The 21,727-nt window shown below is 60.1% G+C and carries 19 protein-coding genes and 1 tRNA gene; 9 read left to right on the forward strand and 11 right to left on the reverse strand.

What is annotated here, in order from left to right:
* Nucleotides 1-24: 24 nt before the first annotated feature.
* Together mexE and BN1079_RS03260 are read right to left on the reverse strand one after the other, a co-directional pair.
* On the reverse strand, nt 25-1,254 hold the full coding sequence (mexE, locus tag BN1079_RS03255) for a multidrug efflux RND transporter periplasmic adaptor subunit MexE (protein ID WP_037022249.1): 1,230 nt from the start codon (nt 1,252-1,254) through the stop codon (nt 25-27).
* 278 nt (nt 1,255-1,532) lie between these two features.
* Complete coding sequence (locus tag BN1079_RS03260) at nt 1,533-2,450, reverse strand: LysR family transcriptional regulator (RefSeq protein ID WP_037022251.1); 918 nt, start codon at nt 2,448-2,450, stop codon at nt 1,533-1,535.
* A 262-nt stretch (nt 2,451-2,712) separates the two neighbouring features.
* Between BN1079_RS03260 and BN1079_RS03265 the strand changes: the two genes are divergently transcribed.
* From BN1079_RS03265 to BN1079_RS03300, 7 genes are all read left to right on the forward strand, one after another.
* A complete protein-coding gene (locus BN1079_RS03265) occupies nt 2,713-3,729 on the forward strand; it encodes a zinc-dependent alcohol dehydrogenase family protein (protein WP_037022254.1) in 1,017 nt (338 codons plus the stop codon).
* A 94-nt stretch (nt 3,730-3,823) separates the two neighbouring features.
* Nucleotides 3,824-4,681, forward strand: a complete 858-nt coding sequence (locus BN1079_RS03270; RefSeq protein ID WP_037022257.1) for an SDR family oxidoreductase — start codon at nt 3,824-3,826, stop codon at nt 4,679-4,681.
* Nucleotides 4,682-4,881: 200 nt separating this feature from the next.
* Complete coding sequence (gene fdnG / locus BN1079_RS03280; RefSeq protein ID WP_171819318.1) at nt 4,882-7,956, forward strand: formate dehydrogenase-N subunit alpha; 3,075 nt, start codon at nt 4,882-4,884, stop codon at nt 7,954-7,956.
* Nucleotides 7,956-8,891, forward strand: a complete 936-nt coding sequence (fdxH, locus tag BN1079_RS03285) for a formate dehydrogenase subunit beta (protein ID WP_037022266.1) — start codon at nt 7,956-7,958, stop codon at nt 8,889-8,891. The genes fdnG and fdxH overlap by 1 nt, the downstream gene beginning before the upstream one ends.
* Entirely contained in the window at nt 8,888-9,577 is a 690-nt protein-coding gene (locus tag BN1079_RS03290; RefSeq protein ID WP_037022267.1) for a formate dehydrogenase subunit gamma, read from the forward strand. Before fdxH ends, BN1079_RS03290 begins: the two co-directional genes overlap by 4 nt.
* Before the next feature lie 62 nt (nt 9,578-9,639).
* Nucleotides 9,640-10,527: a formate dehydrogenase accessory protein FdhE gene (gene fdhE, locus BN1079_RS03295; protein WP_037022269.1), complete on the forward strand. Its 888-nt coding sequence runs from the start codon at nt 9,640-9,642 to the stop codon at nt 10,525-10,527.
* A gap of 124 nt (nt 10,528-10,651) precedes the next feature.
* The gene (locus BN1079_RS03300; protein ID WP_037022270.1) at nt 10,652-13,099 is read left to right on the forward strand and encodes an acyl-CoA dehydrogenase; all 2,448 of its coding nucleotides are present in this window, start codon (nt 10,652-10,654) and stop codon (nt 13,097-13,099) included.
* Between the two features lie 86 nt (nt 13,100-13,185).
* Here BN1079_RS03300 and dacB read toward each other — a convergent pair whose 3' ends face one another.
* Nucleotides 13,186-14,643 (reverse strand): D-alanyl-D-alanine carboxypeptidase/D-alanyl-D-alanine endopeptidase, encoded by a 1,458-nt coding sequence (dacB, locus tag BN1079_RS03305; RefSeq protein ID WP_037022271.1) that lies wholly within the window; start codon nt 14,641-14,643, stop codon nt 13,186-13,188.
* 258 nt (nt 14,644-14,901) lie between these two features.
* Between dacB and BN1079_RS03310 the strand changes: the two genes are divergently transcribed.
* Nucleotides 14,902-15,246, forward strand: coding sequence for a YggL 50S ribosome-binding family protein (locus BN1079_RS03310; protein WP_037022272.1), 345 nt, complete (start codon nt 14,902-14,904; stop codon nt 15,244-15,246).
* On the opposite strand, the gene BN1079_RS03315 is transcribed toward BN1079_RS03310, so the two are convergent.
* The 6 genes from BN1079_RS03315 to BN1079_RS03340 all read right to left on the reverse strand — a co-directional run bounded on the left by BN1079_RS03315 (nt 15,236) and on the right by BN1079_RS03340 (nt 20,560).
* Entirely contained in the window at nt 15,236-16,348 is a 1,113-nt protein-coding gene (locus BN1079_RS03315) for an FUSC family protein (protein WP_037022274.1), read from the reverse strand. The two genes, BN1079_RS03310 and BN1079_RS03315, sit on opposite strands and share 11 nt — an antisense overlap.
* 5 nt (nt 16,349-16,353) lie before the next feature.
* Entirely contained in the window at nt 16,354-17,685 is a 1,332-nt protein-coding gene (locus BN1079_RS03320; protein ID WP_037022275.1) for a deoxyguanosinetriphosphate triphosphohydrolase, read from the reverse strand.
* Between the two features lie 159 nt (nt 17,686-17,844).
* Entirely contained in the window at nt 17,845-18,144 is a 300-nt protein-coding gene (locus BN1079_RS03325; RefSeq protein WP_037022278.1) for a hypothetical protein, read from the reverse strand.
* Complete coding sequence (locus BN1079_RS03330) at nt 18,141-18,521, reverse strand: phage holin family protein (protein WP_037022281.1); 381 nt, start codon at nt 18,519-18,521, stop codon at nt 18,141-18,143. Before BN1079_RS03330 ends, BN1079_RS03325 begins: the two co-directional genes overlap by 4 nt.
* 17 nt (nt 18,522-18,538) lie before the next feature.
* A complete protein-coding gene (locus BN1079_RS03335; protein ID WP_037022284.1) occupies nt 18,539-18,937 on the reverse strand; it encodes an ElaB/YgaM/YqjD family protein in 399 nt (132 codons plus the stop codon).
* A gap of 336 nt (nt 18,938-19,273) precedes the next feature.
* The gene (locus BN1079_RS03340; RefSeq protein WP_037022286.1) at nt 19,274-20,560 is read right to left on the reverse strand and encodes an OprD family porin; all 1,287 of its coding nucleotides are present in this window, start codon (nt 20,558-20,560) and stop codon (nt 19,274-19,276) included.
* A 415-nt stretch (nt 20,561-20,975) separates the two neighbouring features.
* Here BN1079_RS03340 and BN1079_RS03345 point away from each other — a divergent pair, with 415 nt between their 5' ends.
* The gene (locus BN1079_RS03345; protein WP_037022289.1) at nt 20,976-21,215 is read left to right on the forward strand and encodes a glutaredoxin family protein; all 240 of its coding nucleotides are present in this window, start codon (nt 20,976-20,978) and stop codon (nt 21,213-21,215) included.
* Between the two features lie 89 nt (nt 21,216-21,304).
* On the opposite strand, the gene BN1079_RS03350 is transcribed toward BN1079_RS03345, so the two are convergent.
* Together BN1079_RS03350 and BN1079_RS03355 are read right to left on the reverse strand one after the other, a co-directional pair.
* Nucleotides 21,305-21,381, reverse strand: a tRNA-Pro gene (locus BN1079_RS03350).
* A 106-nt stretch (nt 21,382-21,487) separates the two neighbouring features.
* Nucleotides 21,488-21,709, reverse strand: coding sequence for a YgdI/YgdR family lipoprotein (locus BN1079_RS03355; protein ID WP_037022292.1), 222 nt, complete (start codon nt 21,707-21,709; stop codon nt 21,488-21,490).
* Nucleotides 21,710-21,727 lie beyond the last annotated feature (18 nt).

Consider the following 21,727-nt stretch of genomic DNA (forward strand, 5'->3'; position numbering starts at 1 on the left):
GTTGTGGTGAAGGTGAGGGCGGCGTTAACTGCTGGGCGGCTTAGGCGCGGCGCGATCGACCACCTGCGGCTTCAGCGCGGCGCTGATGGCGCGGTGCTGCTCCTGCAGCGTGGCGAGGGTTTCGGCATCGGCCATCGGCACGCTTTTCGGCTCTACCGCATTACCCGGCCGGACCCGCTGCAGGCCGTTGACGACGATCGTTTCGCCTTCGCCAAGCCCGCTGCGGACGATGCGCAGGCCCTCCAGCTTCGGTCCCAATTCGATCGCGCGGTAGGCGACCTTGCCGTCGTCCCCCAGCACCAGCACGAACTTCTTGCCCAGGTCAGTACCTACCGCCACGTCCTTGATCAGCACCGCGTCGTAGGTAGCGCTGCCGACCAACTTCAAGCGGGCATAAAGTCCCGGCGTGAAGCGGCCGTCGCGGTTGTCGAACACAGCGCGGCCGCGAATGGTGCCGGTACGTGGATCCACCTGGTTATCAATGAAATTCATGAATCCCAGGTGGGGGTGACCATCCTCGCTGGAGAGCCCCAGGTACACCGGGGTGGTATCCCCGCGCTGGCCTTCGCGCGCCAGCTCGCGGTACTTCAGGTAGGTGCGCTCATCAGCCTCGAAGTAGGCATAGACCTTGTCGGTGGAAACCAGGGTGGTAAGCAGCGCCTCGCCGGCGTTGACCAGATTGCCGGCGGTGATCAGCGCACGTCCCACACGACCATCAATGGGAGCGGTGACCCGGGTAAAGCCGAGATCGAGTTTTGCTGCCTCCAGCTGTGCCTGGATCGCGGCCGCTGCTGCCTTCGCTTCGCTGGCGGCACTGATGCGGGCGTCGGCCAGTTCGGCGGAAATCGCATTGCTGGCTCGCAGCCGTTCGCCGCGCTGTGCCTCGCTGGCCGTACGGGTTTGCGTGGCGCGCGCTTGCTGCAATTCCGCTTCCAGTCGCTTGACCTGCGCCTGGAAGGGACGTGGGTCGATCTGGAACAGCAGGTCGCCTTTTTTCACCAGGGCGCCTTCATGAAAGGCCACGCTGTCGATGTAGCCTGAAACCCGCGGGCGGATTTCCACCGACTCTGGCGCCTCCAGCTGCCCGGTGAGCTCGTCCCATTCGGTGACCTCATGCTTGATGACCTCGGCGACACTGACTGCTGGCGGCGGCATCTCTGCCTGAGTGGCCTCCGGGGCTTTGCCGCAACCGGCGACGAGGATCATGGCCAACGCGACCAAAGGAAAACGCAAGGCGTTGAGTGAACGTTCCATGCTTGACTCCGCAACTCGGATTTATCGATGGGCGGGAGTCTGCTCGGCCTTGCCACGCAGCAGAAATCGAACGGCGCGAAGGTGAATATCAATGGCGATGATGGTTGGACGCGCGTTTATCGATGTGACGGAGGCTAATTGCCTTAACGGCAGCGTCGCGTGGGGTGGAGAACGACCGTAGGTGTCGCACTTTTTCCTTGCGCACTGGTACAGGAGGGTAGGCGGGGTTATGCGTGGATGCGGGCGGACGCGTGGAAAAGGCGTAGCCGTTTTCCACCCTACAGGCTGTCTGGATCGCCGACGAACATTTGGATGCGCGAGCGCAGCCAACGCTCGGCGGGGTCGTTGTCCTGGGCGCCGCGCCAGGCCATGGATAGCTGAAAATCCTGGTTCGCCTCGAACGGCAACGGCTCGGCGCGCACGCCGCCGTTGGCAGCCAGGGCGGCAGCGGCATAATCCGGCACCGTTGCGACCAGATCCGTACCGGCAAGCAGGCTCGCCAGTCCGTTGAACTGCGGCACAGCGAGCACTACCCGGCGCTTGCAGCCGCGCAGTGCCAGTTCTTCATCGATATAGCCGTTGAGATCGCCGGCAAAAGACACCATCGCGTGCGGCCGCGAGCAGTAATCTTCCATGCTCATGCGCCCTGGAATGGAGTCTGCGCGCAGCAGCATCGGTCGCGGCCGCCGCAATATTTTGCGCTTGGCATTGGCTGGCAGCTCCTGGGTGTAGCAGACGCCTACCGAGATTTCGCCGGAGGCCAGCAGGCCAGGCACCAACAGGTAGTTGGCGCGACGCACCACCAGCACCACGCCTGGTGCTTCAGCCCGGATGCGGCGCAGCAAGGACGGCAGCAGGGCGAACTCGACTTCATCGGTCAGACCGATTCTGAACACCTGGTTGCTGGTGGCGGGGTCAAAGGATGAGGCGCGACTCACGGCAGTGGAAATCGAGTCCAGTGCCGGTGAAAGCAGCCGGGCGATTTCCTCGGCGCGGGCGGTGGGCTCCATGCTGCGTCCGGTGCGCACAAAGAGAGGGTCGTCGAACAGCGAACGCAGGCGCGCGAGCGCAGCGCTGATCGCCGGCTGACCGAGAAATAGCTTTTCCGCCGCGCGGGTTACGCTGCGCTCGTGCATCAGTGTCTCGAACACGATCAGCAGGTTCAGATCGACACGGCGAAGATCGTTGCGATTCATCCCATTCACTTGACGTTGCGGTCGGACGGTAAGTCGTTCCTGGATGTTGCGACTGCATTCTAGTCAGATCAAAGCGAGCAGGGCATGCCCGCTGGTGAATTGGCCGGCTCTACGTGGATACGCAAATACATACAAGCGAGCATGCAGTACATCATTATTTGCGGACATGGGCACTATCGAGCGGAATGCGTTCGGGCCGCTGGAGTTGTGTCCAACGGCCATATAGAGTCTCAATACATGCAGTAATCGAGGGGTCTTCCAAATGTCCCGCATCATCCGCTTTCACCAGTTCGGCCCTGCCGAAGTGCTGCGTTACGAGCAGCAGGAGACCCCCAAACCCGGCCCCGGTGAGGTGCTGGTGAATGTCGCCGCGATCGGCGTCAGCTGGAACGACGTGCTCTGGCGGCAGGACCTCGCGCCGCGTCACGCTCGGCTACCGGCGGGCCTTGGCAGCGAGGTGGCCGGTGTGGTCACTGCGGTGGGTGAGGGTGTGGTGGGATTTGCCATCGGTGATCGTGTGGCGAGCTTTCCCGCCCATGACCTCAATGAATATCCGCTTTATGGCGAGCAGGTGCGCATCCCTCAGCACGCGCTGGTGCATTATCCGGCCATGCTCAGCGCCACCGAAGCTGCGGTGCATTACACGCCGTTGCTGGTTTCCTACTTCGCACTGGTGGAGTTGGCGCAGCTCGAGCCTGGTCAGTACGTATTGGTCACCCAGGCCCGACATTGCACCGGGCCGGCAGCGGTGCAGCTGGCCAAGGCTCTCGGCGGACGCGTTATTGCCACCTGTGCCCATAGCGAGGACCGCGAGTTCCTATTGGGACTTGGCGCCGAAACGGTCATCGCGACGGAGGAGGAAGATCTGGTCGGCCGCCTTGAGCGGATCACCGGAGGGAAGGGCGTGGAGGTGGTGCTGGACTCCTGTGGCGGTTCGCAGATGAAGCTGCTCGGCGATGTCATTGCGCCGCGCGGCAAGCTGATCCTCTACGGCACGCTCGGTGGCAATGAAACGGCGTTTCCCGCTTGTGCCGCGTTCAAGAAAAACTTCAAATTCTTCCTGCATTGTCTCTGCGACTTCACCGGCCAGCCTGAGCTGGGCATCGAGCAGAACCGCGAGGCCGTCGGACGGGCCTTGCGGCACATCAACCAGCTGACGGCCGATAGGATGGTTACTCCGCAGATCGACAAGGTGTTCAGGTTTGAGGAGGCCGTTGCCGCGCATCAGTATCTGGAAAGCGGAGAGGCACGGGGCAGGGTTGTCCTAAGTCTCGAATAGCGCGCCCTAGACCACCTCTCATCACCCGGTAGAAACTTTTCAGCCGGCCGCTCAGTCCTCCACTGACAGTTACTTACTGACGGAGGACCCCAGCATGGCCGAAGACTCCCAGACCTTACCCCCTCAGCACCAACCCGAGCCCGGCAAGGAAAGCGAAATGACGCCGCGCCCTGAATTTCGCGGCGAGGACTACAAGGCTGCCGGCAAACTCCAGGGCAAGGTCGCCATCATCACGGGTGGCGACAGCGGTATCGGCCGCTCGGTGGCGGTGCTGTTTGCCCGCGAAGGCGCCGACGTAGCCATTCTCTATCTCGATCAGCATGAGGACGCCGAGGAGACCCGCCGCGTCGTGCAGGAGCATGGCCGCCAATGCCTGACCTTTGCCGGCGATGTGGCTGACGAGACGGTGTGCAAAAAGCTCATTGAGGAGACGCTGTCCACCTTCGGCAAGCTCGACATCCTGGTCAACAATGCCGCCGAACAGCATCCTCAGGAGCGCTTCGAGGACATCACCCAGCAGCAATGGGAAAAGACCTTTCGCACCAACGTCTTCGGCATGTTCCAGATGACCCAGGCGGCCATGCCCCATCTGGGCGAGGGCGCTTCGATCATCAATACGGCATCGGTGACGGCCTACAAGGGCAACCCGATGCTGATCGATTATTCATCGACCAAGGGTGCGATCGTCAGCTTTACCCGTGCGCTGGCCATGCATCTGGCTGAGCGCGGCATCCGGGTGAACGGCGTGGCGCCTGGGCCGATCTGGACGCCCTTGATTCCATCCACCTTCGATCCGGACAAGGTGGCCGAATTCGGTGCCAGCGTGCCGCTCAAACGACCGGGTCAGCCAGAAGAGGTCGCCCCGGCCTACGTCTACCTGGCCAGTAGCGACTCGTCTTACGTCAGCGGCCAGATCATCCATGTAAACGGCGGGACCGTGGTCAACGGCTGAATTTGTGCTGCCTGCGGCCCGGCAAAGATGCCGGCTCGACGCCGGTGATTGCTGATCTATGCTCAATAACGGCAGGCGAAGCCATCAACGGTTCGCCTGCCGGCACCGGACGCGCACAGGAGCGGAACCCCCAGTGAGCGGGGCAGTCCACTGGATCAGTTGGCTTGCCAACCATAACTACAAGGGAGATACCCATGACCGTGAGAGTATCCCGTCGCCAGTTCCTCAAGTTCGGTGCCGCCGGTGTCGGCGCGTCGAGCATGGCCATGATGGGTTTTGCCCCGGATGAAGCCGTCGCTTCCATCCGTCATTTCAAACTCAGTGCCTCGCGCATGACACGCAACATCTGTACCTACTGCTCGGTGGGTTGCGGCATGTTGCTCTATTCGCGTGGTGACCAGTCGATCAACGTCGTTGATGAAATTTTCCACGTCGAAGGCGATCCGGATCATCCGGTCAGCCGTGGCTCTCTGTGCCCGCGCGGTGCCGGCGTGCTGGACTTCATCAAGAGCGAATCGCGGGTCAAGTACCCCGAGGTGCGCGAGCCGTTCACCAACGAGTGGAAGCGCATCAGCTGGGACGAGGCGCTGACCCGTATCGCACGGCACATGAAGGACGACCGCGACAAGAATTTCGAGACCCATGACGAGCAGGGCAGGCTGGTCAACCGTTGGCTGACGACCTCGATGGTGGCCGCATCGGCCTGTACCAACGAGACGGCCTATCTCACGCAGAAAATCACCCGAGCACTGGGCATTCTCCAACTGGACAACCAGGCGCGCGTTTGACACGGACCAACGGTGGCAGGTCTTGCCCCAACATTTGGTCGCGGTGCCATGACGAACCACTGGGCCGACATCGCCAATGCGAATGTCATCCTGTCCATGGGCGGCAACTCTGCCGAAGCACATCCGGTTGGCTTCCGCTGGGTCATGCGGGCCAAGGAGCGTAATGACGCGATCCTGATATCCATCGACCCACGCTTCAACCGCACCACTGCAGTGGCGGATTATCACGCCTGGCTTCGTACTGGCACGGATATCGTGTTCCTCGGTGGGTTGATCAACTATCTGATCGAGAACGAGCTGTACGCCCAGGAATATGTGCGTGAATACACCGATGCCAGCTTGATCGTGGCCGAAGGTTTCGGGTTCGAGGAAGGTTTGTTCAGTGGCTACGATCAGGCCACCAAGACCTACGACCGGCAGACCTGGAACTTCGACATGGATGAGCGCGGCTTCGCCCGGCGCGATCCGAGCCTGCAGCATCCGCGTTGCGTGTTCCAACTGCTGCGCCAGCACTACAGCCGCTATACCGTGGAGCAGGTCGAGAATATCTGCGGCATGCCCAAGGAAACGGTCCTGCAGATCTGGGATCTGATCGCCCAGACGGCGGCGCCGGACAAGACCCTCACTATCCTTTACGCCCTGGGCTGGACCCAGCACACCATCGGCTCGCAAATCATCCGCTGCGGCGCCATGGTGCAGCTGCTGTTGGGCAACATGGGGATGCCGGGCGGCGGTGTGAATGCTCTGCGTGGCCACTCCAACATCCAGGGACTGACCGACATCGGGCTGCTGTCCAACCTGTTGCCGGGTTATCTGAACCTGCCGTCTGCGAATCTGCAGACCTATGAAGATTACATGCGCACGCGCATCAAGCAGCCGCTGGTGGAAGGCGAGGTTTCCTACTGGAAGTTCTATGAACGGTTCTTCGTCAGCCTGATGAAGGACTGGTACGGCGATGTAGCCACGGCAGAGAACGACTGGTGCTACGACTGGCTGCCCAAGCTTTCGGTGCCCATCTACGACATTCTTCATGCCATCAACGACATGACCCTCGGCAAGATGACCGGTGCGTTCTGTCAGGGCTTCAACATCCTCGCGGCGTTCCCGAACAAGGCGAAGGTCATGGATGGTCTCTCGAAGCTGAAGTACTTCGTGATCATGGATCCGCTGACCGTGGAAACCGGCGAGTTCTGGAAGAACTTCGGCGAGTATCACGACGTCGATCCTTCGCAGATCGGCACCGAGGTGTTCCGCCTGCCCACCACCTGCTTCGCCGAGGACGACGGCTCCATCACCAACAGCTCGCGCTGGCTGCAATGGCACGAGCGTTCCGCACCGGGCCCGGGTGAGTCGATGACCGACACGGAAATTCTTGGCGAGCTCATGCTGCGGATCAAGAAGCTGTATCAGGATGAGGGCGGCGCCTTCCCTGATCCTATCCTCAACCTGAGCTGGAACTACAAGCGGCCCAACTTCCCCACCGCCGCCGAGTTGGCGATGGAGTACAACGGTCGGGCGCTGGAGGACCTGACCGATGAAAACGGCCAGGTAATTCGTCGCAAGGGTGAGCAGCTGAAGGACTTCAGCGAACTGCGCGCCGATGGCAGCACTGCCTGTGGCTGCTGGATCTACTCGGGCGCGTGGACCGAGGAAGGCAACATGATGTCGCGTCGCGACAACACGGACCCCTACGGAACCGGCAACACCATCGGCTGGGCCTGGGCTTGGCCGATGAATCGCCGGGTGCTCTATAACCGCGCATCGGCGCGACCAGACGGAACGCCTTGGGCGCCGAACAAGGCCTTCATCTGGTGGGACGGCGAACGCTGGACCGGCGCCGACGTACCGGACTTCCCGCTGACGTCGCCGCCGTCCGCAGGTGTGAAGCCGTTCATCATCACCCAGACCGGGGGCGGACACTTCTTCGCAGCCGAGTGGCTGAACGAAGGGCCATTCCCGGAACACTACGAGCCCATGGAGTCGCCGCTGGACCGCAACCCCATGAGCCCCAACAACCCGTTGGCGTTCCACAACCCCATCGTTAGGGTATTCGAGCAGGACCGTGATTCGTTCGGTTCCAATACCGACTTCCCGTACGTGGCGACCACCTACCGACTCACCGAGCATTTCCACTTCTGGACGACGCATGCGCGGCTCAATGCCATCGCCCAGCCGGAGAAGTTCATCGAGATCGGCGAGGTGCTGGCCCAGGAATTGGGAATCAGCGTGGGCGAGCGGGTCCGGGTCAGCTCCAAGCGCGGCTTCATTACAGCAGTTGCGGTGGTGACCAAGCGCCTGGTGCCCCTGCAGATCGACGGGCGCACGGTCCACCAGATCGGCATTCCCATCCACTGGGGCTTTAAGGGCGTGGCGAAGAAGGCGCACCTTACCAACACCCTGACGCCTTTTGTGGGTGACGGGAACACGCAGACACCGGAGTTCAAGTCATTCCTGGTGAATGTGGAGAAGATCGGAGGGACCGCCTGATGCGTGGTGATCAGATCAACCTGCAAAACATCATCGCCCGTTCGGCCAGCACGGTGCCTTCACCCCAAGTTCGCCAGGGCGGTGTGGACAAGGTAACCAAGCTGATCGATGTCTCGGTGTGCATTGGCTGCAAGGCGTGCCAGGTGGCCTGTTCGGAGTGGAACGACCTGCGTGACGAAGTGGGAACCTGTGACGGTACCTACAACAACCCGCAGGATCTGACGCCGGAGTCATTCGAGGTCATGCGCTTCTCCGAATACGAGGACGAGCAGGGCAATCTCGAATGGCTGATCCGCAAGGACAACTGCATGCATTGCGCCGAGCCCGGCTGCCTCAAGGCCTGCCCGAGCCCTGGCGCCATCGTGCAGTACGCCAACGGCATCGTCGATTTCAATTCCGAGCACTGCATTGGCTGCGGTTATTGTGTGGCGGGCTGTCCGTTCGATATCCCGCGGATTTCGAAGAAGGACAACAAGGCCTACAAGTGCACGCTGTGTTCCGACCGGGTGTTCCACGGGCTGGAGCCTGCCTGCGTGAAGAGCTGCCCAACCTCGGCGATCATGTTCGGTACCAAGGAAGACATGCTGGACTACGGCGCCATGCGCGTCGGGCACCTCAAGGGTCGCGGTTACGAGAATGCCGGCATCTACGATCCGCCGGGCGTGGGTGGCACCCATGTGGTGTACGTGCTGCAGCATGCCGACAAGCCGGAGATCTACAGCGGCTTGCCTCGCGACCCGCATATCGCGCCCACGGTCGAGCTGTGGAAGGGCCTGACCAAGCCGATCATGTCGGCGGTGCTGGGCATCTCGGTGCTGGCGGGCTTCTTCCATTACGTCACCCAAGGGCCCAAGGAAGAGCCGGAGGACGACCCGGATATCGACAAGGCGACAGCAGACCGTGAGTTCGACCGTCGCGAGGAGGATCGGCCATGAGTCATTCCAATGTTCGTCACGGCATCCTGCGCTACGGCTGGTGGACGCGTACCAACCACTGGATTGTCGCGATCTGCTTCGTCCTGTTGACGCTGAGTGGGTTGGCGTTCTTCTACCCGGCGTTCTTCGGGCTCACGGCGCTATTTGGCGGGCCCGAGCAGACGCGCATCGTGCACCCGTATATCGGCGTGTTCATGTCGGTGCTGTTCGCGATTCAGGCAGTGCGCTTCTTTGGCGACAACCTGTTCCGTCGCCACGACGTGCAATGGACCCGGCAGATCCGCGACGTGCTGACCAACCGTGACGAGCGCTTGCCTGCAGTGGGCAAGAACAACGCCGGGCAGAAGCTGGTGTACTGGATCTTCCTGGCCACGGTGCCGATTCTGCTGGTGACCGGCATCGTACTCTGGCGCCCGTGGATCGCCAACGATATGCCTGTCTGGGCGTTGCGCTGGGCAGTGACCATCCATGCCTATGCGGCATTCATCGCCATCATCACGCTGGTGATCCACATCTACTCGGCTATCTGGGTCAAGGGCTCGGTGCGCGCCATGACCCAGGGGCGGGTCAGCCACGCCTGGGCCAAACATCATCACCCGCTTTGGTACGAGGACGTCATGCGCAACCGCAAGACCGATGCGGAAAGTGCCCGACCCAACAGTGAAACGCAGCAGGAGCGACCATGACCGGAGCGTCAAGAAAAGAGTCTGAAGGGCAGCATAATTTCGGAAGTGTGCCCTCCGGCATCATGCAGGCGCCTGAGGTCGTCCTGGCGGAGGCGAAGCTGTTCAGTAAACGCGCCTTGCGCCTGCGCGAGCTGGTCGAGCAGGTACCGGCTCTGGACGAGTTCCTGGCGTTCATGGCCCGTGTGGCGCAGGCGCAGCATCTGGTGCTGAGCGAACGTGAGCCGGCCTGGCGGCCTGCGCCGGACGCCTTCGATGCCGCACTGCAGCACGGCATGCCACCGCTTGGGCATCAAGCGCTGCGGCGAGACGTCGACTGGCAGGCCGATCTGCTAGGCATCCTTGACAGTCTTGAGCTGCATGTTGGTGAACGTCAGAGACCGTTGCTCGATAACCTGCGAGGCATGTCGGAAGAGCAGCGTGCCGCCCTGGCCGAAGACGTGCTGGAAGCGCGCCCCGGCGACGAAGCCACGCGCGGGCTGATGCCGCTGGTGGCGGCCGCGCTGCAAGTGGCGTGGGTGCGGCTGGCCCTGTCGCTGCCGAAACCACCCGGCAAGCCAGACCCGCAGGCGCGGGGTCTGTGCCCTTGCTGTGGTGCGCTGCCAGTCGCCAGTGTGATTCATAGCGAGAGGCACCGTAGTGGGGTGCGCTACCTGCATTGCAGCCTGTGCGCCACCGAGTGGCATCTGGAGCGAGTGAAGTGCAGCGAATGCGAGAGTCCCAAGCTGGTCTACCTAAGCCTCGACGACGAGAAGGGCAAGCCCTTTCTGCCGGTACAGGCCGAGGCGTGTAACGAATGCCATGGCTACCTCAAGGTCGCGCAACGCGAGCTACATGGGCGCGCGGACCCGGTCGCTGATGATCTGGCCAGCCTGGCGCTGGACCTGCTGCTGGCAGAAAAAGGCGAATACGAACGCGTTGGCTATAACCCGCTGCTGATCGTCGGAGGCTGAACCAGCGGGGCCTTCGTTCATCAAATACTGGGTCGATTGAGCCGAAGGCGTATCCGACGCTTCCGCACAGCTGGCGCCTGGTGCCTTTGCTCAAGGAAGACGCCTTCATCATTAAGGAAACCCTATGACCCTGCTCTGGTTGCTTGTTCTCCTGCTTGGCATCGCCGTGATCGCACACCTAAGGGTTTCGCCCGTACCGGCGCTGGCCATTGTTGCGGTGTACCTATTGCTGATGGGCACCGTGGGCGATGCTCCGGTATGGCTGATGATCATTCTCTGGTTGATGCTCATCGCCGTTGCCGTACCGCTATTGGTTGCAGACCTGCGGATCAAATACATCAGCGCACCGATGTTCGACTGGTTCAAGAAGGTCCTGCCGCCGATATCCGCCACCGAGCGCGATGCCATCGAAGCCGGCAGCGTCTGGTGGGACGGCGAACTATTCAGCGGTCGGCCGGACTGGAACATTTTGCTGGGCTATCCGAAAGCCCGGCTGACCGAGGAAGAACAGGCGTTTCTCGATGGCCCTACCGAAACTCTTTGCGCGATGGTCAGCGACTGGGATATCGGCCAGCGTCTGGACCTGCCGCCGCAGGCCTGGGATTACATCAAGGCTGAAGGCTTCTTCGCGCTGATCATTCCCAAGGAGTACGGCGGCAAGGGCTTCTCCGCCTACGCGCATTCACAGATCGTGATGAAGCTGGCCACCCGGAGCGGCGACCTCGCCAGCACCGTCATGGTGCCCAATTCGCTCGGACCGGCTGAACTGCTGATGCATTACGGCACCGAGGGTCAGCGCAATCATTATTTGCCGCGTCTGGCCAACGGCACCGATATTCCCTGTTTCGCGCTAACCGGCCCCTATGCCGGCTCGGATGCGGGCGCGATGAACGACAGTGGGGTGATCTGTCGAGGCATGTGGCAGGGCGAAGAAGTGCTCGGCCTCCGCCTCAATTGGGAAAAACGCTACATCACCCTCGGGCCGGTGGCGACCCTGCTTGGGGTCGCCTTCAAAACATATGACCCCGAGCATCTGCTCGGCAGCGAAGAAAACCTGGGGATCAGCCTGGCGCTGATTCCCACGGATACTGCCGGCGTCGAAATTGGCCGGCGCCATCTGCCATTGGGTGCGGCCTTTATGAACGGGCCGAACTGGGGCAAGGATGTGTTCGTCCCGCTGGACGCCATCATTGGTGGTCGTGAAATGATCGGCAAGGGTTGGATGATGCTGATGAACTGCCTGTCGGTCGGCCGCTCCATCTCGCTACCGGCAACGGGCGTCAGCGCGGCCAAGACCTGCAGCTATGTCAGTGGTCGCTATGCTCAGATTCGCGAGCAGTTCAATGTGCCGCTGGCAGCCTTCGAAGGTATCCAGGAGCCGCTGGCACGCATCGGCGGCAACGCATGGCTGATGGACAGCGCACGCATCCTCACTGCCAACGCCGTGGACATGGGCGAAAAGCCTTCGGTGCTCTCGGCCATTCTTAAGTACCACCTGACCGAGCGCGGCCGCCAATGCATTACCGATGCCATGGATATTCACGGTGGCAAGGGCATCATCCTTGGGCCGAAGAACTATCTGGGCCGTCTATGGCTGTCCGCCCCGATCTCCATCACCGTGGAAGGCGCCAACATCCTTTCGCGTAACCTGATGATTTTTGGCCAGGGCGCGATTCGCTGCCATCCGTTTGTGCTGCGTGAAATGGAGTTGGTACAGGAGCCGGATCGCGATGTGGCCGTGCAAAAGTTCGACAGCTTGCTGATGCAGCATATCGGTTTCGCGGTCGGTAACACCGCCGGCACGCTGGTGCTCGGTTTGACGTTCGGGCTGCTCGGCAAAGCGCCGGGCAGCGATCTGATGCGTCCTTATTTCCGCGCGTTGAACCGTATTGCAGCGGCCTTCGCCATGCTGGCCGACCTGTCCATGATGCTGCTCGGGGGCGAACTCAAGCGCCGCGAACGACTTTCGGCGCGCCTGGGCGATGTGCTTAGTCATCTTTATCTGGCATCCGCCGCGCTCAAGCGTTATCAGGACCTGGGCCATCCGGCAGAGCAAGCCCCCTTGTTGCGCTGGGCCCTGGAGGACTGCCTGTGTAAGGCCGAGCAAGCGTTGGCTGATACCCTCGCCAACTTCCCCAACCGAATCCTCGGCTGTGTGCTGCAGGTGTTGGTGTTCCCCTTTGGCGCACGCCATACAGGGCCGTCTGATGAGTTGGATGCCGAGATCGCCGCTATCCTCGGTCGCCCTGAAGGGGACGCGGCCCTTGAGCAGATTCTCGATGGTCTCTATCGACCGGATAGCGCGGACGAGCCGCTCGGTGCGCTTAGGGAGGCCTTCGCCGTTCTTGCCGAAACCCAGCCGCTGAACAGGAAGTTGCAGCAGGCCATCAAGCGTGGAGAGCTGGCGCCGACTACCGGGCAGGACGTGACTGAGGCGGCGCTGGAGGCCGGCTTGCTCTCAGTCGAGGAGGGGGCGAGGCTGCGCAGCGCCGAAGCAGCTCGGCGCAAGGTCATCGATGTGGACGACTTCAGCAAGGAAGAGCTGGAGTCGCAGGTCGGGCGGGTACGCTAGGGCGTAGGGTGGATGAGGCTTTTCATCCACCGATCTGGCGTTGCACGGATCGGTGGATAAGCTTCGCGTTGTCCACCCTACGGTCATCAACGTTGGGCAGTACTCTCACTGCGCTGGTTGTACAGGCTAACCAGCACCTGATCCAGCACCGACGATGCACCCCACGGGCGAGGGTGGTTGAGGATGGCGACCACGGCCCAGGTGTTGCCATCGCTGTCTCGGCTGTAGCCGGCGATGGCTCGCACATTGTTCAAAGTCCCGGTTTTTATGTGCGCCTTGCCGGCAACACCAGTGTTGTGCAGGCGCTTGCGCATGGTGCCGTCCAGCGCGGCTACGGGCATCGATGAGATGAACTCGGCGGCGAAGGGGCTTTTCCAAGCAGCTTGCAGCAGACTGGCCATTTCCCGCGCGCTGATTCGCTCGTCGCGGGAGAGTCCCGAGCCGTTTTCTATCACCAGATGCGGTGAGATCAGCCCTTTCTTTGCCAACCACTGCCGTATGACACGCTGCGCGGCCATGGCGTCATCAGGGTCCGCTTCATTGCGGAATTCTGCACCCAGGCTCAGGAACAGCTGCTTGGCCATGGTGTTGTTGCTGTATTTGTTGATGTCGCGAATGATTTCCACCAGATCCGGCGACCAGGCGCGGGCAATCATCCGCGCACTGTCCGGCACCGTGGCCACGCGGTCTTGCCCGAGGATGCTCCCGCCCAGTTCCTGCCAGATTGCCCGCACTGCACCTGCGGCATAGCGCTGATGGTCCAGTAATGACAGGTAGGTCTGCCCACTGCAGCCGGCCGGCAGCTTGCCGGTAACTACCACCCGGACACCGTCGGCCTCTTCGATGGGGTTATAGCGAATGTCCGGCCAGCCGGGGCACTTGGCTTTGGGCAGGGCTTCGATGCGGTTGTCGATGCGCACCGTAGCAATTGGCGGTTCAACCAGCACATTCACCTTGCCGTCGTTGTTGCGGGCGATGAAGCGCAGCGCCTTGAGGTTGACGAGCAGCGAGTCGGGGCTTACGAGAAAGGGCTTGTTCTGGTCGTTGCCGTCGTCATCGAATTCCGGCAGATCCGGCTGCAGGAAATGGCTGCGGTCGAGTACCAGGTCTCCTGTCACCGTTTCCACCCCATTGGCACGCAGGTCGCGCAAAAGCAGCCAGAGCTTTTCCATGTTCAGCTTGGGGTCGCCGCCGCCCTTGAGGTAGAGGTTGCCGTTGAGGGTGCCGTTCTCGATGGGGCCGTCGGCGTAGAACTCGGTCTTCCATTGGTGATTGGGGCCCAGCAACTCCAGCGCCGCATAGGTTGTCACCAGCTTCATGGTCGAGGCCGGGTTGATCGAGATATCGGCGTTGATGAAGGTCGGCGCTGCGCTGGCGTTGAGTGGCAGGAGCACAACGGAGAGGGCGTCGCTCTCGATCTTGTTGGCTTGCAGCGCCTTGGCGACGCTGGCTGGCAAACGTTGATTGACCGTTTCGGCAGCTGCCTGGAAAGCCAGCGGCAGGGCCAGTGCGGCAATTGTAAGAGGGCGTATGAACCTGCGCATGGGAAGATATGGAATAAATGACATGAAGATTCCCTACAGCTTTCAGGGAAGAAATAACGAGACACTATGCTCGCGCCAAAAGTGAACTACTGCACATGTTGCCAAGCGTAGCCGGCCGGTTCGAGCTTCTGCAAAGGGATTTGCCGCAATGTATGGCTTTTCCAGACAGGCAGCCTGCCAACGAGCGTCGGCAATCGCACAAGTGCGGCGTAGCTGTTAGAGTGCGCGCCGATATCCCGTCAAGAAAGGACCGTTTCAATGGCTACCAATCGCTCGCGTCGCTTGCGCAAAAAACTCTGTGTCGACGAGTTCCAGGAACTGGGCTTTGAAGTCACGCTGACCTACGTTGAAGGCATCGATGCCGCAGCGGTAGACACTTTCCTGGAAGCTTTTCTGGTCGAAGCCATGGAAGCCAACGGCCTGGGTTACATCGGTGGCGAGGACTATGGTTTCGTCTGCCTGGGCAAGCGGGGCTCGGTAAGCGAAGAGCAGCGTGGCCAGGTCGAAGCATGGCTCAAGGGTCGTAGCGAGCTGGCCGAGTTCAGCGTAAGCCCGCTGATGGACGTCTGGTACCCGGAAAACGAGATCAACGTCAAGGCGTGAGCGAGTCGTCCCGGTCCCGGCTAATGTCGTGATCAGATGCGGTTGAGGCTGGTCGCCCGGCTTTGCGCAATGCAAGGCGGGCGATTAGCTGACGCACCAGATAGACCAGCAAAGTGACGCCCAGTGCAATGCCGACGCCTATTGTGGCGTTGATCAGACGCACCTGCGGCATGTCCCAATCCAGGGCAAGCGTTTCAGTCAGCAGAATGAAGCTCAGCGTCGTCTGCAGCACAAAAAGCCTGTAGTGATATGCCTGAAATGCCCGGCTGAGTACCAGCAGCGGCAGCAGGATCATTACCATCAGTGGCGGATCCACGAGGCTGTAGCCCATGTAGATCAGGATGGCGGCTATGCACAAAATCCCAAGGCTTGCCTGCAGTGCACGCGCCAGGCTGCGTTGCACATCCATCTGCAAAACTACCAGTATCGCCAGTGTCAGCCAGTAGCCGCGTGGAAGGTCTGCGATGACCACAATCAGACCGCCCAGTGCAGCTGCCAGCAGATGCGTCAGCGCCTGTAGGCGCCACTGACGAGCCGAGGTACGTCTTGCCCGGCGCCGCAAGACCCTGATCACGCTCAGCAGGCGCGGCATATAGGGCCACATCCGCAGTGCGTTCATGCCGCGTAGGCCGAAAGCCAGCAGCATGACCCAGAGTCCGCCCAAGACAAACAGCATCGCGATCGCCTGCGGGTTATTGAAATCACCTATGCCGTATTGGCCCTGGCCAAGGCACAGACAGATGGCAAGGCCGATTCCCAACTTGCCTGCTTCGTTACCGTAGCGTTGCAGCCAGGCCAGCAGTAAGCCGTAGCAGGCGAACAGGCTCATGCTGATCAGCGGATATGACGCCGCCCAGAAACCAAGGCCGGCACTACAAGCGCCCAATGCAATCTGCAACAGCATGCGCAGCATGCCGAGGCGATGAAGAGGGTTGGCTCTGGCGGCCTGGAAGGCGCCAAGGGTTGCCCAGAGAAATCCGGGGTGCCCGCTGAATAGCCCGAGCAGAAGCGGCAGTGCGCAGCCCAGACCGGTAATCGCCGCCGCTCCCCAGGTAGGCGGAGCCGGCTTCCAGCTGTTTCTGCGCCACAGGGCCCTTTTCATGCTACTCACGTAGGACTCGAGCGTCCGGTCATTTCGCTGGCCATTTCGGTGGCATAGCTATCGGTCATCCCCGCGATGAAGTCGATCATGCGCAGGAAGGAGCGATAAAGAGGCCAATCAGGATCGGGAGCATTGCTGCCAAGCAGATCCAGTATCCGGCGATTCTTGAACGAAGGGGTGCGCCCGCCGTGCTGTTCAAGTGCTGCGCCACAGAAAGCGTTGAGCAGGATTTCAAGGGTGGTATAGGCACCGATCTCGTGCAGCGTCTTGCGCTTGTCCTGGAAGATCTTCTCGCGCGCCATGCCTTTGGCCTGCACTACGCATTGCTTGGCCGGGCCGTGCATATGCTCAACCAGATCACCGACAAGGGTGCCCGCCAGCAGCGCATCCTGCTGTTCTACGAAAGCGTGAGCCGCAGCATTGGTCAGGTGCTCGATGGCCTTGCCTCTGAGAATCGCCAGCTTACGCCTACGTGAATCATTCGGGCCGAGCAGGCGGTAGGTTTCCGGCAGGTCATCGCCGACCAGGTCCAGCAGCAGCGTTTCCACTTCGCTGTAGTTGAGCAGCTCCATTTCCAGGCCGTCTTCAAGGTCGATCAGGCCGTAGCAGATGTCATCTGCCGCCTCCATCAGATATACCAATGGATGGCGCGCCCAGCGCTGTTCCTCCAGTTGCGGCAGCCCCAGTTTTGAGGCGATCTGTTCCAGCAGCGGCAACTCGCTCTGGTAGCAACCGAACTTGTGCTTTTTGTAGCCGAGCGCCTCGGCGTGACGCGAGGTCCATGGGTACTTGAGATAAGTGCCGAGAGTGGCGTAGGTCAGCCGCATGCCGCCGTCGAACTGGTGGTATTCGAGCTGGGTCAGCACACGGAAACCCTGCGCATTGCCTTCGAAGTTGAGGAAGTCGGTGCGCTGCGCGTCGTTCATGTCGTCCAGCCAGCCGCGTCCAGCAGCCTGTTGGAACCAGTGGCGGATGGCGTCTTCCCCCGAGTGGCCGAATGGCGGATTGCCTATATCGTGGGCAAGACAACCCGACTGCACGATCATGCCGAGGTCGGCCGGCGTACACCATTCGGGGAGACTGTCGCGCAGCACTTCACCTACACGCATGCCGAGCGAGCGGCCAACACAGCTGACTTCCAGAGAATGGGTCAGGCGGGTATGGATATGGTCGTTGCTGGATACCGGGTGCACTTGTGTCTTGCGCCCGAGCCTGCGGAAGGCGCCAGAAAAAATGACCCTGTCGTGATCCTTGTGAAACGGGCTTCGACCAAGTTCTTCAGTGCTTTGAACAGACTTTCCTAGGCGTTCACGATTAAGCAGCGTATGCCAATCCAAAGGGGCTATCTCCTTGTAGCAACCGCCAGTGGCCTGGCATGCCGAGCAGCGCAAGCCAGCTGCTGTAGCGGCGCATTCCTTGTTATTGCCGTTATGAAGACGCGAGCGTACAGCAGTTCCAGCCTACAGAACCATATAGGTCTGGAACCTTTGCCCGGCCTATTGACGCAGCTTACGAATCAGCGGATAGAACGTCAGTCCCAGGCGCGCGAGCTTGCCGACTTTACCAAGGCGCGGCCCGAAAAGAGCGAGCGTAGCGGTCGCTGCCAACATCAGAGGCCCCTTGGTATCGCCCCCTCTGGAGGCCCCGCGATTGCTCATCATGTGCTTGATGCGCTGCAGGGGATGCGTGAGCGGTTGCCTGTGGTAGAGAATCTGCTGACGATGCATTTCCATGCGCAGCCGAATCAGATCCTTACGCATGGCCAGGTCGCTGGATGTGCTCAAGGGGAGACTCATGGCAGTAAACGCTCCTGATTGCGTGCCAGCTCCTCGACCGTTGCCTGGAAGGGAGAAGCACAGGCCTTGGCAAGACGGATGGCACGGCTGATACAGATCGCCATCGCAACCGCGTAGACGGCGCAAAGGACCAGAATCGCCACGATGGGGTTGCTGTCCCAAAAGGCGATAACGACGGCCGCTGAAAGTCCGACCAGAATCAGCAGGCCCAGTATCAGGCTGATACTGGCCAGCAGGAACAACCGGAATACGCGGCTGCGTTCTTCCTGCAGTTCAATGCCGACCAGTTCCAGATGCCCTTGAAGGAGGCCTACAAGCGCGCCGCCCATTTTTTTAAGGGACGGCGTAGGTGCTTCATCGGAGTATTTGGCATCCATTGGCCTATGTTCCTTCATCAGCGGCGCATGATCAGGCCGAGAAGAAAGCCAGCGCCGGCAGCGATGCCGATGGACTGCCAAGGGTGCGTCTGAACGTACTCTTCGGTGCATTGGATGGCCGCTTCGCTCTGATTTCGCAGCGTGCCTTCCTGATCCTTCAGCATTTCCCGTGCGCGGGTCATATTCGCAGTGATTTTTGCGCGAAGCTCTTCGGTCTGGGTGCCTGCGGTTTCCTGGGTGTGCTTGAGCAGACGTTCAGTATCGGCGATGAGGGTGTGGAATTCTTCAACCAGCGCGTTTTGGGCCGCTTGAAGATTGCGGCGATGAGCGGATTTGTCGAACAGCGAGCTTGTTGTTCCGTTTGCGTCCGGAATAGGGGTGTTATCGCTGGTGCCGAAAGTGGATTCGGTAGACATCTGCTTCTCCTCTAGAGTCTGCAGGACGAAAAGTCCCGTTGCCTCAAGTTTCGAGCGCGACGCCCGGCCAAGGTTCCCGCTTGGTTGCAGAGAAGAAATGCTGCGGATCAAGGCGGCGGGGGGCGGGTTAGGCCTGAGAAGAAATATATCAAGCGTAGCCCGTACGCGTGGGCGTAGCCTGCTCCTAGGCGGTGTACATCGAGCCCTTTAAAGGCAACTCCAGTATTAACGAAGGCATTCCGATTTATGGGGATGCATCCGCGAATCGATCCGCTTTAAAAAAGAAAACCCGCCGAAGCGGGTTTTCTTTCACTGCGTGGGAGGCAGTAGCGCTATTTACATCAGCGGGATGGTGTAGCTGACGATCAGACGGTTTTCGTCGACGTTGGTAGCGCTCTGGAAGTTGTTGCGGGCAGTAGCGTTACGCCACTTGACGTTCAGGTTTTTCAGTGCGCCTTCCTGGAAGGTGTAGCCGATATCCATATCACGCTCCCACATCTTGCCTTCGGACTGACCTACGCCGCGATCAACGTTATCGCCGGTAACATAGCGAGTCATGAAGGTCAGGCCAGGGATACCGATAGACGCAAAGTTGAAGTCATAGCGAGCTTGCCAAGATTTCATGTCTTCAAATGCGAAGTCATTGATCTGGACATAGTTGACCAAGAACGGGTCAGTGGACTCGCCGACATAAGCAAAGCCTGTGTCGCCGCTCATCTGCTGATAGCCCAGGCCAAACGAGTGACCGCTGAGCGAGTAAGTGACCATTGCTCCAAGCGCTTTGTTGTCGATGTTGGAGGAACCATCATCAGTCGAACGCGCATAGCGGAGATCAGTTTTCAGCGACTGCTTGTCGCCCAGCGGCAGAACGTGAACCAGGTTAGTGCTGTGCTGCTTGTAGATATTCTCGAGTTCGCTGTAGTAGTAGGAAGCGGTCAGGTTGTCGAGAGCTTTATAGCTACCACCCGCGAAGAAGAAATCATCTGCATCTTCGGTGATGACTGCACCGGCAATGCCGGCACCCTTGCCGCCATAAGCCAAACCTTGATTGTTGGACGAGTTGCGATGATTTGCACGGTTGATATACCCGGCATCCAGAGTCAGTCCTTCGACTTCCTTAGAGACAATCTGCGCGCCTTGGAAGGTTTGTGGCAGCAGGCGGGAGTCGCTTGAAGAAATCGCCATGTTCTTGAGCTGGAGGGTACCGGCCTTCAGGATGGTCTCGGATACTTTGAATTTTGCAGCTACGCCAAGAGATGAGTAATCATCAGGTGCGCCTGATGCGCCGGCGGGCAGCAGGCCTGTTCCCGTGCGGCGATCATCTCCACTTCCGCCCGAGTCGAGTTTCACGCCCAACAGCCCCAATGCGTCGACGCCAAAACCAACGGTACCTTCGGTGAAGCCGGACTCAATGCGCAGCAGGAAGCCTTGTGCCCATTCGTCCTGCTTGGATTGACCGGCATTACCGCCTTCGCCTCGGTAATCACGGTTGAAATAGAAGTTACGCAGCTCCAGGCTAGCCTTTGTATCTTCAATAAAAGCAGCTTGGACCATGGATGGCATGGCCAGGGTTGCTCCCAGAGTGGCCAGGGCCACGCCCCGGGCGATTGGGGTCTTGAGCATTTCTTGTTCTCCTCGTTGGATGATGCTCTAAAGGTCGCTCTTACGGCGACACTCAATAAAACACTTCATTATTATTTCAGCCTTTAGACCTTAGTCTTTAGGCATTATACGTCAAGGCGTAGCGGCTCATCCGGTATCGCTGTTGTGTACTGATAGTTGCCGTTTCGAACATCAATACACTACCGAATTGGGTGGCCTGCCTTGCCTGCCCGCCAGCTCCAGTTCTGGGAGGGCTGCCGAATCCTACCGCTTAGCTGGCTGCGAGTCGAATGCAGAAGTCAAACTCTCGTTTGAGTGAGTTCGGCGTCACGCTTTTTAGCGGTTACTTCAAAGGTAGGATATTGCCAGCCCGCCAGGTTCACCCTTCGTAGCCTGCTAGAATTGCCTTCTGTAATCTTTTGACGAGTCCTCACCAATGCTTCCTGAATGCCAGCTGTTTGGAACCTTAGGTTGCCACTTATGTGAGCAGGCTGAAGCGGTGGTAATGCCGTTGGTTGAGCACGGATTGTTGGTGGAGCTGCTGGATGTGGCAGACAGGAGCGAATGGGTCGAGGAGTACGGCTTGCGTATTCCTGTATTAAGAAGGGTTGATACGGGGGCGGAGCTGGACTGGCCGTTTGAAACCGAGCAGGTGGTCTGGTTTCTACGTGACTGAGCTTCAACGTGCGCCAGGCGAAAACAAAAAAACCGGCTGCAATGGCCGGTTTTTTGGTCAGAAACACGATAAGTGTTCCGAGCGGGAAATGGTCGGAGCGACTGGATTCGAACCAGCGACCTTCTCGTCCCGAACGAGACGCGCTACCAAGCTGCGCTACGCTCCGAAGATGGCGCGCATTTTACAGAAATACTTTTGTTTCACAAGAGCTTAGCGCGCGTTTTTTGAATGTGCCGGTGCCATTTCCCCGGCACATAGCGAGCGTCTGCCGTTCAGAGCTCCTTGACGGTGCGAACCTGGTCCTTGTTGACCTTGCCGGGTTTGCCGTCCAGTGCTTCAAATTCATAAAAGCCTGATTCCTCGTCGAAATCCGGCCGATCCAGTGTTTGGATTTCGCGACCATCGTTGAGCGTAATGACGCTGGGGCTGGAGCAGCCGGCAAGCAGGAACAGGCCGAACAGCAATGTCAGAGTGGGGGCGATTCCTGAACGCATGATGTCTCTCCTCATTAC

The sequence above is a fragment of the Pseudomonas saudiphocaensis genome (assembly GCF_000756775.1).
GTDB lineage: Bacteria > Pseudomonadota > Gammaproteobacteria > Pseudomonadales > Pseudomonadaceae > Stutzerimonas > Stutzerimonas saudiphocaensis.

Coding starts and splice junctions, on each gene's coding strand:
- mexE (WP_037022249.1), bottom strand. CDS start 1,254: ATGGAACGTTCACTCAACGCCTTGCGTTTTCCTTTGGTCGCGTTGGCC.
- BN1079_RS03260 (WP_037022251.1), bottom strand. CDS start 2,450: ATGAATCGCAACGATCTTCGCCGTGTCGATCTGAACCTGCTGATCGTG.
- BN1079_RS03265 (WP_037022254.1), top strand. CDS start 2,713: ATGTCCCGCATCATCCGCTTTCACCAGTTCGGCCCTGCCGAAGTGCTG.
- BN1079_RS03270 (WP_037022257.1), top strand. CDS start 3,824: ATGGCCGAAGACTCCCAGACCTTACCCCCTCAGCACCAACCCGAGCCC.
- fdxH (WP_037022266.1), top strand. CDS start 7,956: ATGCGTGGTGATCAGATCAACCTGCAAAACATCATCGCCCGTTCGGCC.
- BN1079_RS03290 (WP_037022267.1), top strand. CDS start 8,888: ATGAGTCATTCCAATGTTCGTCACGGCATCCTGCGCTACGGCTGGTGG.
- fdhE (WP_037022269.1), top strand. CDS start 9,640: ATGCAGGCGCCTGAGGTCGTCCTGGCGGAGGCGAAGCTGTTCAGTAAA.
- BN1079_RS03300 (WP_037022270.1), top strand. CDS start 10,652: ATGACCCTGCTCTGGTTGCTTGTTCTCCTGCTTGGCATCGCCGTGATC.
- dacB (WP_037022271.1), bottom strand. CDS start 14,643: ATGCGCAGGTTCATACGCCCTCTTACAATTGCCGCACTGGCCCTGCCG.
- BN1079_RS03310 (WP_037022272.1), top strand. CDS start 14,902: ATGGCTACCAATCGCTCGCGTCGCTTGCGCAAAAAACTCTGTGTCGAC.
- BN1079_RS03315 (WP_037022274.1), bottom strand. CDS start 16,348: ATGAAAAGGGCCCTGTGGCGCAGAAACAGCTGGAAGCCGGCTCCGCCT.
- BN1079_RS03325 (WP_037022278.1), bottom strand. CDS start 18,144: ATGAGTCTCCCCTTGAGCACATCCAGCGACCTGGCCATGCGTAAGGAT.
- BN1079_RS03330 (WP_037022281.1), bottom strand. CDS start 18,521: ATGGATGCCAAATACTCCGATGAAGCACCTACGCCGTCCCTTAAAAAA.
- BN1079_RS03335 (WP_037022284.1), bottom strand. CDS start 18,937: ATGTCTACCGAATCCACTTTCGGCACCAGCGATAACACCCCTATTCCG.
- BN1079_RS03340 (WP_037022286.1), bottom strand. CDS start 20,560: ATGCTCAAGACCCCAATCGCCCGGGGCGTGGCCCTGGCCACTCTGGGA.
- BN1079_RS03345 (WP_037022289.1), top strand. CDS start 20,976: ATGCTTCCTGAATGCCAGCTGTTTGGAACCTTAGGTTGCCACTTATGT.
- BN1079_RS03355 (WP_037022292.1), bottom strand. CDS start 21,709: ATGCGTTCAGGAATCGCCCCCACTCTGACATTGCTGTTCGGCCTGTTC.